Annotated in this window: 10 protein-coding genes and 1 pseudogene; 6 read left to right on the forward strand and 5 right to left on the reverse strand. The window is 35.1% G+C overall.

Annotated features, from left to right (window positions below):
- Nucleotides 1–236: pseudogene (locus ABD745_RS04200) on the forward strand (hypothetical protein); the annotation flags it as partial.
- 178 nt (nucleotides 237–414) lie between these two features.
- On the opposite strand, the gene ABD745_RS04205 reads toward ABD745_RS04200, so the two are convergent.
- The 4 genes from ABD745_RS04205 to ABD745_RS04220 all read right to left on the reverse strand — a co-directional run bounded on the left by ABD745_RS04205 (nucleotide 415) and on the right by ABD745_RS04220 (nucleotide 4,129).
- Nucleotides 415–1,125 carry a siderophore-interacting protein gene (locus ABD745_RS04205; protein ID WP_344825701.1) on the reverse strand — a complete coding sequence of 237 codons (711 nt, stop codon included), beginning with the start codon at nucleotides 1,123–1,125 and terminating at the stop codon, nucleotides 415–417.
- Between the two features lie 80 nt (nucleotides 1,126–1,205).
- Nucleotides 1,206–2,045 carry a helix-turn-helix domain-containing protein gene (locus ABD745_RS04210; protein ID WP_344825705.1) on the reverse strand — a complete coding sequence of 280 codons (840 nt, stop codon included), beginning with the start codon at nucleotides 2,043–2,045 and terminating at the stop codon, nucleotides 1,206–1,208.
- Between the two features lie 635 nt (nucleotides 2,046–2,680).
- Nucleotides 2,681–3,469, reverse strand: a complete 789-nt coding sequence (locus tag ABD745_RS04215) for an SDR family oxidoreductase (RefSeq protein ID WP_344825708.1) — start codon at nucleotides 3,467–3,469, stop codon at nucleotides 2,681–2,683.
- Between the two features lie 81 nt (nucleotides 3,470–3,550).
- Nucleotides 3,551–4,129 (reverse strand): TetR/AcrR family transcriptional regulator, encoded by a 579-nt coding sequence (locus ABD745_RS04220; protein WP_344825711.1) that lies wholly within the window; start codon nucleotides 4,127–4,129, stop codon nucleotides 3,551–3,553.
- A gap of 775 nt (nucleotides 4,130–4,904) precedes the next feature.
- Here ABD745_RS04220 and ABD745_RS04225 point away from each other — a divergent pair.
- The 4 genes from ABD745_RS04225 (at nucleotide 4,905) to ABD745_RS04240 (ending at nucleotide 11,430) form a co-directional block, all read left to right on the forward strand.
- Complete coding sequence (locus ABD745_RS04225) at nucleotides 4,905–7,895, forward strand: sensor histidine kinase (RefSeq protein ID WP_344825714.1); 2,991 nt, start codon at nucleotides 4,905–4,907, stop codon at nucleotides 7,893–7,895.
- Nucleotides 7,896–7,901: 6 nt separating this feature from the next.
- Nucleotides 7,902–8,531, forward strand: coding sequence for a response regulator transcription factor (locus ABD745_RS04230; RefSeq protein WP_344825717.1), 630 nt, complete (start codon nucleotides 7,902–7,904; stop codon nucleotides 8,529–8,531).
- 717 nt (nucleotides 8,532–9,248) lie between these two features.
- Nucleotides 9,249–10,262: a hypothetical protein gene (locus ABD745_RS04235; RefSeq protein ID WP_344825720.1), complete on the forward strand. Its 1,014-nt coding sequence runs from the start codon at nucleotides 9,249–9,251 to the stop codon at nucleotides 10,260–10,262.
- A 154-nt stretch (nucleotides 10,263–10,416) separates the two neighbouring features.
- Entirely contained in the window at nucleotides 10,417–11,430 is a 1,014-nt protein-coding gene (locus ABD745_RS04240; RefSeq protein ID WP_344825723.1) for a hypothetical protein, read from the forward strand.
- A gap of 740 nt (nucleotides 11,431–12,170) precedes the next feature.
- Here the strand turns inward: ABD745_RS04240 and ABD745_RS04245 are convergent.
- Entirely contained in the window at nucleotides 12,171–12,581 is a 411-nt protein-coding gene (locus ABD745_RS04245; protein ID WP_344825726.1) for a hypothetical protein, read from the reverse strand.
- Nucleotides 12,582–12,791: 210 nt separating this feature from the next.
- Here ABD745_RS04245 and ABD745_RS04250 point away from each other — a divergent pair, with 210 nt between their 5' ends.
- Complete coding sequence (locus tag ABD745_RS04250) at nucleotides 12,792–13,802, forward strand: phage tail protein (protein WP_344825729.1); 1,011 nt, start codon at nucleotides 12,792–12,794, stop codon at nucleotides 13,800–13,802.
- The last annotated feature ends 89 nt before the right edge of the window (nucleotides 13,803–13,891 follow it).

Raw genomic sequence — 13,891 nt, forward strand, 5'->3', positions numbered from 1 at the left:
GGCCGGGAAAATATTTTCTGCAGGGATTTCTTGGCTATACACACTACGGCACCTATAATCAATATACAGGCAGTGGTTATAACGGCTATGGTGGGCGGACAGATTATTACCAACAGAAAGATTATTCTGTGGACCATGAAGACAGGATAGAAGAATTTGTCGAGGTAAAGGAAAACGGTGAAATCGTTAAAGTCAGGCTTAATCTAAAATTGATTTTTCCGGACAATTTTGTCTAAAAAGTAAAGCCCTTTATAAGTCAGGGACTTTTTCCGTTATGAACTATAAATTGATGTTTCAATGAAAAGAAATTTTTAAGACACGAGAAAAATTGATAACTCATAGGGAAATTGTGGCTAACTGTTGCCTCCTTCAAAGACGCAACTTTGTACCCGTCATTGTTTTTAAATTTGAGTTTTATAGTCCTTTTTTGCCTTCAAGCCAATAACCTTGTGAGTAAATACTTCCTTGCTTTTTGTCTTTCAAAACTTTTCTGAATACCTGAACAGATTTGACATTTCCAACTAATGCAATATTTGCAGTGTTCCATTCCTGTGTTTGAAATAAAGGTAAAGTGCTTATCCATTTTTCATTTCTAAACGAATTGTTTTTTGGAAAAACAGTATAATTTTCTAACGCTAAACGTTCGGGAACGCTTTTGTTAATTTCGTCCAACTCGAAATAAAATTGAAATTGTTGCTGGTTCTTTTTCAACAAAGGCAACCATGCACAAGCAACACCTAATGAAGTTTCATCGCCAAAAAAGAACTGTTGTTGTTTGTTGGTTTCATATAATTTTTTTCCCCTTGGTGGACTGATAAACAATTCATCGCTTACTTTTAGGCCTTCTATAAATTTGCTTCCGGCTCCGTTGCCGTGAATGTGAAAAATAATATCAAAAACGCCGTTTTCTTTGTCGTAATGCGCAACTGTATAATTTCTAAATTCCGTTTCACTCACCCGAATTACAGAAGCATATCCAATGGTGAAATCCCAGTCAGATACATCACCTTGAAAAGAAACCTTCTTTACCTGCGGGCTTAAGAAAGTTGTTTCCACAACTTTTACATTGGGGCTTAATTTGTTTCCAAATAAACCGATCATCCATTTGGGTATGTTTGAAATCATTGTTTAGTACATTAAAGTTTAATGCAAAGGAACAATGAATCGCCATGTCAGACAATGCAAGAAAAAAAGTAAGTATTGGACTAATCGAGGTTTTTTTTCCTGAATTCCAAAGCGGACATTCCTGCCACTTTAGTAAACAGTCGGGAAAAGTAAGGATAGTCGTCATATCCCAATTCGGTCGCAATTTCTTTTACCGATTTTTCAGAATAATAAAGCAAACGTTTTGCTTCTAAAATTACCCGTTGTTGTATGTGGTGCGAAACGGAATATCCTGTTATATTTTTTACACATTCGTTCAAGTAAGGTGAAGAAATGTTTAATTGTTGTGCGTACTCTGTCGGACTTTTGGCTGTAACAAAGTTTCTTTCCAGCAATCTTTTGAATGCTTTTGTTACGATTTCAAACCGCGAAAGTTTGTCTGTGGGTTTTGATTGGACTAAATACTGTGAAATCACCAAACCTGTCAAAGTAGCACAACTTCCTACAAACAATGAATGGTATAATTTTTCGTTTTTTCGTTCAGATAACTTTAAGCAAAGAGATACCGCTTCCGAAATAAGCGAATATGTTTCTTTCTGTAATGTCAGAGGTTTTGCAGGTGTAATATCTTCCAATAGTTTCAAATATTCGGAATTCAGACTTTCATTACTGATAGCCCAAATGCTTACCGTTGCATTCTTAAACTCCATAAATCTATGCACTTGGTTTTGATGGACGAAAATAGCCGATGAGGACTTTATGATGTGCTGCTTAAAGTCAATTTCAATAGTTGTTGTACCTTTTTCCTGTAAGAAAAATAAATGATATTCGTCTCTGTGAGATTCTTTTATACTGGTGAACTGTTCCATCTGTTCGTATAAATGAAAATCTTTGCTCGCCATTTTCCTAATAAAGACACCTGTACCGAATTCGGTTATCATTGGGTTTACAGGTATGGAAGATTTTGTCGGCATTGATTGTTATTCTGTCTCAAATTTAGAAATAAATATTCCAATTAGCATTTAGTCGTGTCAAATTGTTACAAATTGCGGGGCTGTTTCATGATGTCTGCACTTGTTGTCTTTAAAGGTGCCTATAAATGGTTTACAGCTTTGCGTAGTGGTGGAGATAGACATTAAATACAGTAGTCAATGATGTAAGCCGTTGGCTGAATTAAGAAAAAAACAAGGTGGACAGAATTGGCGGAATAGAATCACCGAAACTGAATTTTAGCACTTAATCCGCCATTATGAATTATGATATCAAAGTGGGAGGAAAGGTTTATTACTCTGTTTAAAAAGTCGATCAAGTCAAAAGAAGAAATCACTGAGATGTAATTTGCTCGACAGAAACATGTAGAGGAATTATTAGATGAAGAAGTAAAATTTCTATTGCAGAATATTAAGAATAACGGTCTGGTAACGGTTCTTCCGTAATGCGGAAAGACGAGCTGAATGATTTTGATATCAATGAATTCATATGACGCTCAGTAGATTGATAGTTCACATTGAAATTCAAACCATCGGCTCATTAAAATGACAACCAATTGCAATTCAATTGGTTGTCATTTTTAAAATTAAACCGTTGGCGTACTACCGCCATCAACTGCGTAGGTGGATCCCGTCATATAAGATGCTGCCGGTGATGCCAAGAAATTTACCAGTTCCGCAATTTCTTCAGGTTCGCCCATCCTCTCCAATGGAACGCCTCCTATTTTACTGAATAATCCTGCAGTGGCCTCTTCTACCGAAATACCTGCCGATTTCGCAATACCTTCTACAAATTCAACCATCATAGGTGTTTTAACCGCTCCCGGCAATACCGTAAGTACACGAATCCCATGACGGGCAACTTCCGTAGAAAGGGCTTTGCTGTAACTGTTCAACGCTGCTTTTGAAACGGCATAGGCCATATTGATATCCCAGATCGGTAATTTGCTGCTGCCGGTGGAAATATGTATGATTATGCCGCTTTTCTGATCGATCATTTTGGGAAGGATTGCTCTGTCCAACCGGATGGCGGTCAAAAGGTTGAATCGGATCTCGTCCTCCCAATGCTTATCCGTCAAGGTACTGAAGCCTCCTCCGGGTGTTGTAAGTCCGCCGATATTGTCTATCAAGATATCAACTGTTCCAAATTTTTCTGTGATTTGTTCCGTGAGCCTGGAAACATCTTCAGCTATTGTCAGGTCTGAGGCAATAAAATAATGTTCTAAATTTTCTTTTGGCTGATGGCGCGCTGTGACAATAACTTTTGCTCCCGATTCAGCAAGCCTGTTTGCGATTGCTAAACCAATTCCTTTTGTTCCTCCCGTTACCAGGGCAATTTTACCCGTTAAGTCTGATTTGTTTTTCTGTGTTGTCATACTGAATGATTTATTTTAAAATGATTGTTTCAGAATTAATTAAAATAATGAAACGATTGTTTCAGAATTGTTCAAAATTTTTTATTGTAAGATTTGCTTTATGATGTACCCGGCTATACTTTTAATCTGTTGGGGATCTTTATTGATGAGGTACATTTCGTACCAACCGGAAAATGAGCTGATGAGAAAATCGGCTAAAATTGCAGGGGTAGTGTGAATATTCATTTCCTTTGAAGCTACAGCTTTTTCAATAAGATCAACTAAAAAAGAATGTGTAAACGTCGTGTCCTTCTGAAGCAGCAATTGTACAGTTTTATCCTTCTGGGCAACTTCAAAAGCTGTTTTTATCACCATACATGGATTTGAATCATTTGCAATTGCGATAACAGAATCATGTAGGAAATCTTCTAGAATTCGAAGTGGCGATTTGCCCTCAATAATCCTGTCAGTCAGATTTTTTTTCTTTATTTCAATATAATGATCGATACACTTCAAAAACAATTGATGTTTGTCGCCAATGGTATTATAAAGGCTGCTGCTGTTGATTTTCATAGCATCCGTAAGATCCCGCATGGAAGTCGCATAATAACCTTTCTCCCAAAAAACGTCCATCGCTTTCTGGATTGCCACTTCTTCATTGAATTCAATATTTCTAGCCATCAGTAACTTTCTGAAGCAAAGGTATAAAAAATTATGAAACAATCGTTTCATAATTAAATTTATTCAATAACTATTTTCCTAAATCTTCTCTAACAGGCATTACCATACAATTTTAAAGCATTATCAGCTAACGCTTTGCCTTTGAAGGCCATATAATCTTCGATACTGTCAGTCTATGTAAACACTTAAGCAGATCGTTTCAGAAAGCAAAGAACTCGACATAAGGACAAAAATAGAAAATGCGCATGATAGAATGGAAAACCTTGTAAACCTTTGCCAGCAGGGGGATTCAGATAAAAAGAACGATGAGTGTTTGATATTTTCCCAAAAAGTTGAATTTGACGGAAAAAGTTTTCAAACACCTAAAATGAATATTGTTACCTAATATATCTGTCAGTATATCACTGATTATCCATATAAGATTGTAAGTTGATTATTATTAATGTCTTGTATTTTTAAGGTGTATGTTTTTTAATATAAAATATCATTGATAAGGTATGAAAACTCCTATTCATCGAGGTTTTTAGTTTGACGAAATTTTGAAAAAAACCTAAAAAATGATGGTTCAGTAAGATTTCAATATGTACACCTTAAGTGTTATGAAGCCTTATTAATAAAGGATTGTTACTTTCTGTATCGGTAAATAAGCAGCAATCAAAAATTATTTACTAAATACAATACTAAATTTAATAAAAAAATTAATATTTTGTATTATCATTACTACAAACTTGTAATATATTTGTGACGTAAAACTAAGATTGCCAAAATATTATTAATGAAGTATTTTTACTTTATTTCCTTATTTTTCTCACTGTTGTTTAATGCTCAACGGTACACTTCACGATGGTATGGTATGGATCAAGGGCTTCCGCAAAATAGTGTAAAAGACATCGTCAAAGATAAATATGGCTTTATCTGGCTGGCAACTGACAGCGGAATTTTAAGGTTTGACGGATCACATTTTATTCCATATAACAATCATAAGGTTAAAAACATTAGTTTCAAAGATTTTTTGGGATATGGAAAAGACGGATTCATTATTTTCAACAACTGGGAAGAAGATTGTGTTCTTATAAAAGACAGAACAGTACAGCGACCTAACACAAAAGTATTTCGAACTTTTTTTATACAAAATGGCAAACAATATAAAAGATTTTACAAAAACAGCTTTATCAACAATTTTTTTCCTGATATAGATTCTTATTACATCAAAACAACTTCGGACACTTATTTTTTTAATGGAAAAAATGTTCAGTTTGTGACCAGAAAAGGGATAAAAAAAACTATTTCAGAAAATTTCCCTCTGAAATTACTGGGAAACTCATTTGAGTGTAATGACATTGTTTATATGGGGGACCCTGAAAACAGGAGAACCATTCTCTTCAATAAAGGAAAAATTTCCTATGATAATCAGCCATCACTTTACAACGATCCCAAAACAAAAATCTACTGGCATCAGGGAACCAAACAGATATTCATAATTAATGATGGAAATATCTACATCAGTAAAAATAAAAATGGAAAACCCACACTTTCTTTTTTAATGAAATACAAAAAAATTGAAAAAGAATTGTTGTATTGTATGTTTTATGATGAAGAATCTGATAAAATGTATTTTGGAAATGTCGTGAAAGGTTTAAACATTATTAGTCTTTCCAATTTCTACGTTCCCCAAAAAAACATTCCGTTTACAGGTGAAGTAGTGTATGAAGCGCAGCCGTTTACCCAACATTCAATTATTACCAAGCAAGGATTCGAGTTTTCCCGGGATAAAGTGAGCAGACTGTTTTTATCAAATATAAAAACGGATAAACGCTGTCTCATTTATGATAATTCTTCCAATCTTTTGTATCCCGAATTCAACCAAATCAAAAAGAGATATAAAAATTCACAATATAAAAAAATAGATTCTTCCAGTTTTAATAAAAGGAAGGTCCAAGAAGTTTTTAAAATAAATAAGAATTACAGTGTAAGTATGGCAGATCCTGAATTCTATTATTACTATCTGTACATATATCCTGATGACAAATTAAAACACCCTAAAAATATTTTCAGATTTAAAAGTTATATTTATCATGTATTTGCCGTTAATAATGATCAGTTATATGTCTCAACCGACGATGGAATTTATTCTGTTTCTATTTCTCAGCATAAAATTCTGAAACATTTCGCCAAAGGGCTTACGGTAAAACAAATTCAAAAAACTAAAGACGGGAATCTTTGGGTTTTGATTTATGGAAAAGGCATTCATTTATTACGCGATAATAAATTAATTGCAATGCCGTATGATAAAAATGGCTACATTTCCAATGCTCATCATATTTTAGAAGACTCTCACGGGTTTTTCTGGATTTCTTCCAACAATGGATTATTCAAAGTGGCAAAAAACATGCTTTTGGAGTATTCTCAAAACAAAGATATAAAGGTCACCTATTATCGCTATACCAAAGAAAACGGTTTCCTGAATAATGAATTCAATGGTAAAGCTAATCCGAGCGGAAACATTCTTGAAAACGGAGATTTTGTATTCCCATCAATGGAGGGCTTTGTATTTTTTAAACCTGATGAAATTAAAACCTATTATCCAAAATCAAGTCAATTATTTATTGAACGTGCTAAAAATGGGAAAAATGAAATATTTTTCAAAGACACGCTCAAATTGAAAAGCGATTACAAAACCGCTGATATCTATTTTGATTTTCCTTATTATCACAACATTGAAAATATTTATGTAGAAACCAGGCTTGAAAATAGTGAGAACAACAATTGGGAGGAATCGAAAAACGGGCGAAAATTCATTTTAGCTAATGTTCCTCCCGGAAACTATTTCTTACATGTTAGGATGTTGACTTCGGATAAAGGGAAATTCGCTTATAAAAAAATCCGCATTGAAATAGAGCCTTTCTTCTATCAAACACTTTGGTTTAAAATTCTAATTATATTAGTAGGACTTACCATTATTGTTATCATCATACAAATGCGAACCAATTTTCTGAGGATTACCAATGAAAAATTAAAAAGTATTGTATATAACAAAGATCAGCAATTAAAAGAAACCAGTGAAAATCTGGAGATCACAAAAACAAAACTGAAAAATGAAGCCGAATATCAGCAAAAGATCATGGAAAGCATAAGCCATGATATTACCACTCCGGTACGTTTTATCTCGCTGATGTCTCAAAAATTAAGCGAAACGGAAGATGCTACTATTCAGAAGAAATATTTTGACAGTATCTACAAAACTTCCGAACAGCTTTTTAAATTCACTTTAGGATTAAAAGAATACAATGAGCTTTACAAAGAAGAAAATACACTGGATGATGAAGACACTTCAATCTATGAAATTGTAGAAAGCAAAAAACTTCTTTTTGAGCAAATGGCTCTGGAGCATAGTACCACGATCATCAATATTTGCGATCCCCATATAAAGCTAAGAACGAATAAAAACATACTTTCGGCAATTCTCCACAACCTCATCGACAATGCAGTAAAGAATACCGACAACGGAGAAATAACTATTAAAACCAGAGAAGAAAATGCTCAAGTAGAAATTGGTATATTTGACACCGGAAAAGGAATGTCTCCAACACAGATAGAATATTATTCCAAGGTTTTCGAAAGAGTAGGAACAGAAAATTTTATATTTAAAAACTACGGGCTTGGCTTACACATGGTAATTCAGCTAAGTAAAAAACTAGAAGCAAAAATCACTTTCCATGAAAATATGCCGAAAGGAACTGCTGTAAAACTCTTTTTAAAAAAATAACACATTATGAACAAAAAAATCTTAATTGCCGACGACCATTCTGTAGTGAGATTAGGTACTGCATTGGTTTTAGAAAATCAATTCTCTAATATTTTTTGTGACTGTGCAGAAAATTACGGGGAAGTAAAGAAAAAACTTCACGAAGAAAGATTTGATCTGCTGATCCTTGATATCGATATGGAAGGCAGCACATTCAAGCTGATGATTAAAGAACTGAAAATGATTCAGGAAGATCTTCCTATTCTTATTTTTTCTTCCTATAAAGAAAATATTGCCGTTGAATATATTCAGGAAGGAGCAGAAGGTTTTTTAAATAAACTAAGCAGTGAGCACACTTTAATCAGAGCCGTACAGACTATATTTGAAGACGGATTCTATTATACTCCTCAGTTGATTGAGCAACTCTCGGCTTATCGACAGAAAAAAGATATTATTGAAACATTATCAGAAAGAGAACTTCAGGTATTCAGGCTTCTCGCTGAAGGAAACGGAAACCTTGAAATTGCAAATATCCTCAATATCCAAATGACGACTGCCAGCACATACAAAAGAAGAATCTACGCAAAGCTAGGAGTAGACAACGTTATTGATATTTTGAAAATCTATAACAACTATCTTAACCTTCCTAAAATATAAAAAACAGACTTTAACAAATGACATGAAAACATCAGATCAACAGCCCTGATGTACCGGTGGGCTAGAAGGACAAACATTCCATCAGTGTCAGAAAAATTTCTTTAAGTATTTTTAGAATCACAGCCTCTAGCTGTTTGAACAGTTAAAAAAAGATCTGTCGAACCTCACATCCGACAGATCGGGATGAAAAAAAGACAATTATCACTAATAAGTGTCTCACTGTGTTGTAGCTTATATTTTAAAATAAACCCTTATACTAACTACGAGGCAAATTTATTTATTACTTTACATTTTTTATCATAAAGCCTGTAATAAGTCTACTACAAAGCTGTAATAATAAAACTACAGGCTCAATGTATCATCAGTTATTTTTCTTGTAGTATTTTTAGTACAAACCTGTAGTGTTATTAGTACAAATCTTATTATGAAAAACATAATAATTCCTATATTTTTGGATCAGGATTTGAAAAAAAAGATGATGAAAAAATACACTATTTCACTGCATATAAAATTATCAACCTACGTTCTTGCAATTATCAACAGAATATTTCTAATATATAAATAGAAAAAATATTCTTGAGTCAATTCTAAAAACACGGAATCTAGGGCTACAGAAATTACTGTGTAGCTTATCAAAAACAGTTCATTTTCAATAAGCTCAGATTGATAATAACCATCTATTTCCTTTGTTATAACTAAAATTAAAACCTTGATACAATGAAGAAATTATTTTTACTTGCTTTCGTGTCATTTTCAGCACAGATTTTCGCTCAAGTTGGTATCAATACACCCACACCTGCCGCTACATTAGACATTACTGCTAAAGAACCTACAGGAACGGCTAATACCGTAGACGGTGTTTTGGTTCCACGAGTAGACAGACAACGTGCACAGAGCATGACTTCAGTGCCTACTTCCACCATGATCTACGTTAACAACATTTCTACAGGAACTGCTACAGGAACAACTGCCAATGTAGATGCGGTAGGATTTTATTATTTTAATGGAACAGTATGGGTGAAAATAGCTACAGGAAACGGAGTTAATATTTACAATGCTGACGGAAGTCTTGCAGGGGTAAGAAATGTAAACTTAAACGGAAACAACTTAGGATTCACTGGAACCGGAAATGTAGGTATTGGTATTGGAGCACCTACAGCAAAACTGGAAGTTGCATCGGGTACAACAGGAACCTCAGGATTGAAATTTTCTAACCTAAATAGCAGTACTCCGGCATTTACAGGTACTAAAACTGCACTTGGTATAGATAGTAGCGGAAATGTTATATCCATGGGTACCGAAAATACATATACTGGATTGTATGTAGTAAATGGCGTAAATCCTACCACTTTCAGCTATGGTGGAGAAGGCTCAACAGGAACCGTGAGTTATACTACAACAGCAGGATATGGTGGTGCACCAGCAGCAGCTTTGACAAATGCAGGGATCTTTACAGCGCCTACAGCAGGAGTTTACCGTTTTGATTTTTCATGCGCAATGATTAATACTAATAACCCCGGAAATAGAATGATATTTTCTTTCAAAAAGAATGAAACCACAATCGTACAAAGTACAGCTGTAGGAATTGTTATTAATGGTACAATCGGAGCCGCATTTTTTACCATTCAAACAATGGCAGCAGGTGAAACAATGTCCGTTTATTATAATAATACTTCAGGAACCAACGGATATTTAGCTGATTCCAACTACATTATTACAAGAATTCAGTAGATAGATTCTAAAAACACATATATAAAGGCATTCATCTGCGGTTACAGAAATTAACTGCGGAGATTATAAAATAACAGTTTATTTTCAATAAGCCCTGGATTGATAATAGCCATCTATTTCCCTTTGTTATACCTAAAATTTAAAACCTTATACAATGAGAAAATTATTTTTACTTGCTTTCGTGTCATTTTCAGCACAGATTTTTGCGCAAGTTGGTGTTAATACTCCCACACCTGCCGCTACATTAGACATTACTGCTAAAGAACCTACAGGAACTTTTAATACCGTAGACGGTGTTTTGGTACCAAGAGTAGACAGACAACGTGCCCAGAGCATGACTTCAGTACCTACTTCCACTATGATCTACGTCAACAACATTTCCACAGGAACCGCTACAGGAACAACTGCCAATGTAAATGCCATAGGATTTTATTATTTCGACGGGACAGCATGGGTAAAAATGGCTACAGGAAACGGAGTTAATATTTACAATGCAGACGGAAGCCTTGCCGGGGTAAGAAATGTAAACTTAAACGGAAATAATTTAGGATTCACAGGGACCGGAAATGTAGGTGTTGGTATTGCTACTCCAACGGCAAAATTGGAAATTGCATCGGGCACTGCGGGTACTTCAGGATTGAAATTTTCTAACATCAACAGTACTACGGCGGCAACAGCTAACGCTTCTGCTTTAGGAATAGATGCTACAGGAAATGTAGTAGTTCAGAGTTCTGCACCAATACAAACAAGATTTGTTTCTTTCCCTATTAATGCGACGGTTACAGAAAGCCCAACACTTCAGATAGGAACATTGGAATTTAAAGTAATACCGGGAAACTGTTCTTCAGGAGGAGCGCTTCCATATACAACTATACAGGGCAGATCAATTACCGGAGCCGCTAATATTGGAATCGTTCATGGGCAGTATATGACATCACAAGGTTCCGGTCCGACTGCACTACAATATAATAATGCCAGTGCAATAGGAACTACCTTTTCAAACATTCCGGGAGTATTTGGCGTAGACTGTTATAATGATGGCCATATTCAATTCATGTTCTTTTCTTATACTGACCAGACTTATTACAGAGTTAATTTTCATGCGGCTGACGGAGATCAATTGGGCTTTGGAGGACAAGGATATATCTTCGTAGAATATCAGAAATAATTTTGGAAAGAACGATTTTAAAAACATACAAACAGATAAGTAAGAAAAAAAGTTTATTCAGCTTGTTAAGTCTTTGCGAAATAAATCATAGGATGTAAAGATCAAATACTTAATACCCTTTCAATACCACAGGTTCCCTCCTGTGGTATTTTTTTATCAATATAGAACAGTGATGTTAAAATTTAGTGTTACAAAAATATAACACAACATTATTTCTGATTTAATTTTCTGTTTGCGTTTTAGAATCGTTTTTTCTGTATATCAATACATAAGTTTGTCATTCCGTAGGAATGTAGGCTCGAATCTTTCCATTATAATGATAAATACTTTGTTTAGATCTCTACGGGATGACAACTTACTGGAGATAGGTTTGAAAAAATTTTAAGACATTGTGCTTCTTCTATTAAGCGTTACTCTATCGAAGTCATCCAATAACAATCTGACTCTCATGTTTGAGGTTCCGAAGTGCAGTATTGAGGTTTCTGAGACCAAAGTTGACGTTCCGAAGCCCAAATTTAAGGTTGATGATGCCCAATTTTGACAAAGCTAACCCCAAACTTGGGATTCGAGAGCCAAACTTTCAGTTGCTGAACGCCAAACTTCCACCTCGGAATGTCAAATTTGGATTCCGGAACCTCATCGGAGGATTGCCGAACTGCAACAGATCACTAAAACATACCAAAAGATAAGTCCGGAACCTATGTCCCGGACTTATTTGATACGATGTACTGTGAATAATTTTAAAGTGATTCTCCTTTCGCTTCGGGAGTAGCTTCTACAGTCTTACCCGTTCTGTTGAAGAACTGTTTCAGCTCATTTTGCTTTACTTCAAATCCGGGAGAAGCAGTTCCCGTCTTAAAAGCAGTAAACCCATAATCTGTAAGTGCAGCCTGATAATTATCGTAATCATGAAGTGTTTTGGCATTTTTCAGTCTCAATACAAGGCTTTCCAGTCGGACAATCATATTTTCATAATGAAGGCGGGAGTTGTAGTCTTTTTCAAACTCTGCCCAGTCCACATCCGAAGCACTTAAAGCAGGTTGGTTTCTGTTGAAATCGTAGACTTTGTTTACTAAAAGCTTATTCTGCTCGTTGATACTGCCATATCTCTTGCGGTCTTCGGCGGTAAGGTTTATATTAATATCCTGCAAAGCAGTTTCTAAAGCGGTAAGGGAATCTTTTGCAGCATTGATCTGAGCATAGTAATTGTCATATTATTAGTACAGCATGTAGTAATATTAGTACAAACTTTATTCTTTGTATTCTTTGCAAAACCAATAACTTCACCGTACGAAGAATTACACAAATGAAATTTTTTAATCCCCTTAAATACAATACTGTAATTAATAAATAACAAAAAAATGAAAAAAACTTTAATCTTAGGAATCCTTCTTCAGGGAAGTATTCTAGCTTATTCTCAGGTCGGTATTAATACAACTAATCCGCAAGCAACCCTCCATATTGACGGAGGAAAAGACAACCCATTAAAAGACAAACCAACGAACTTACAACAGGCTAACGACGTAGTCGTAACAGCCAACGGAAATTTAGGAATTGGTACAATATCCCCAAATGCAGATGCCGCTTTGGATATTGCCAGCGCTAATAAAGGAGTAAAATTCCCAAGCATCAGTTTAAAATCCTCCGACAGCCCTGCTCCATTAAAAGAGCATGTTGCGGGAATGGTAATCTACAATACTGCAAAAGTTGGAGACCTTACACCGGGATTATACATTAACAACGGAACCGAATGGGTACAATTAATGACTTTAGCTTCATCTAAAAAACAAATAAAAGAAGCCAAAGCACAAGCAGAAGTAGCTGCCCTTGCAGCAGGGAGTGTTCCTGTCGGTGGAGTCCTTTATTATGCCACAAACGTTCTCCCAGACGGATATCTTGAATGTGATGGTTCTGCCGTTAGCCGAACTACTTATGCAGATTTATTTGCCGTTTTAGGAACAAGATATGGAATAGGTAATGGAAGCACAACCTTTAATTTACCTGATCTGCGAGGAGAATTCATCCGTGGATATGACAATAGCAGAGGGGTAGATACCGGAAGAGTAATAGGAACCTGGCAAAAAGGATCATTCATTGCAGGAGGAGCAGGACCTAATATGGACTCCGTTATTCCGTTCGTTGTTGCCAGTACAGGAACATTAATGCCTACATTGGTAAACGGATTGGGTTGGGATCTTCTGCATAATGATGTGTATACAGCAAATTACCCTAACACAGTAAAGGCAAACAACGGAAATAGCGATAATTCTACAAATACACAATTAATTAATGTAAGCGATAATGGAAGCGATTACGCATATGGAGTATCTCGTCCACGAAATGTAGCTATGATGCCTATTATAAAATACTAATCAATTTTTTCATAGAGTTGTTTCATAAATCACCGCAAATAAATTGCGGTGTTTTTTTGTAGTATTTTTAGTACAAGCGTGTAGTGTAA

Origin of the sequence: Chryseobacterium ginsenosidimutans, from assembly GCF_039536845.1 — a bacterium.
Lineage (GTDB): Bacteria > Bacteroidota > Bacteroidia > Flavobacteriales > Weeksellaceae > Chryseobacterium > Chryseobacterium ginsenosidimutans_B.

Coding starts and splice junctions, on each gene's coding strand:
- ABD745_RS04240 (WP_344825723.1), top strand. CDS start 10,417: ATGAGAAAATTATTTTTACTTGCTTTCGTGTCATTTTCAGCACAGATT.
- ABD745_RS04210 (WP_344825705.1), bottom strand. CDS start 2,045: ATGATAACCGAATTCGGTACAGGTGTCTTTATTAGGAAAATGGCGAGC.
- ABD745_RS04205 (WP_344825701.1), bottom strand. CDS start 1,125: ATGATTTCAAACATACCCAAATGGATGATCGGTTTATTTGGAAACAAA.
- ABD745_RS04220 (WP_344825711.1), bottom strand. CDS start 4,129: ATGGCTAGAAATATTGAATTCAATGAAGAAGTGGCAATCCAGAAAGCG.
- ABD745_RS04230 (WP_344825717.1), top strand. CDS start 7,902: ATGAACAAAAAAATCTTAATTGCCGACGACCATTCTGTAGTGAGATTA.
- ABD745_RS04215 (WP_344825708.1), bottom strand. CDS start 3,469: ATGACAACACAGAAAAACAAATCAGACTTAACGGGTAAAATTGCCCTG.
- ABD745_RS04250 (WP_344825729.1), top strand. CDS start 12,792: ATGAAAAAAACTTTAATCTTAGGAATCCTTCTTCAGGGAAGTATTCTA.
- ABD745_RS04235 (WP_344825720.1), top strand. CDS start 9,249: ATGAAGAAATTATTTTTACTTGCTTTCGTGTCATTTTCAGCACAGATT.
- ABD745_RS04225 (WP_344825714.1), top strand. CDS start 4,905: ATGAAGTATTTTTACTTTATTTCCTTATTTTTCTCACTGTTGTTTAAT.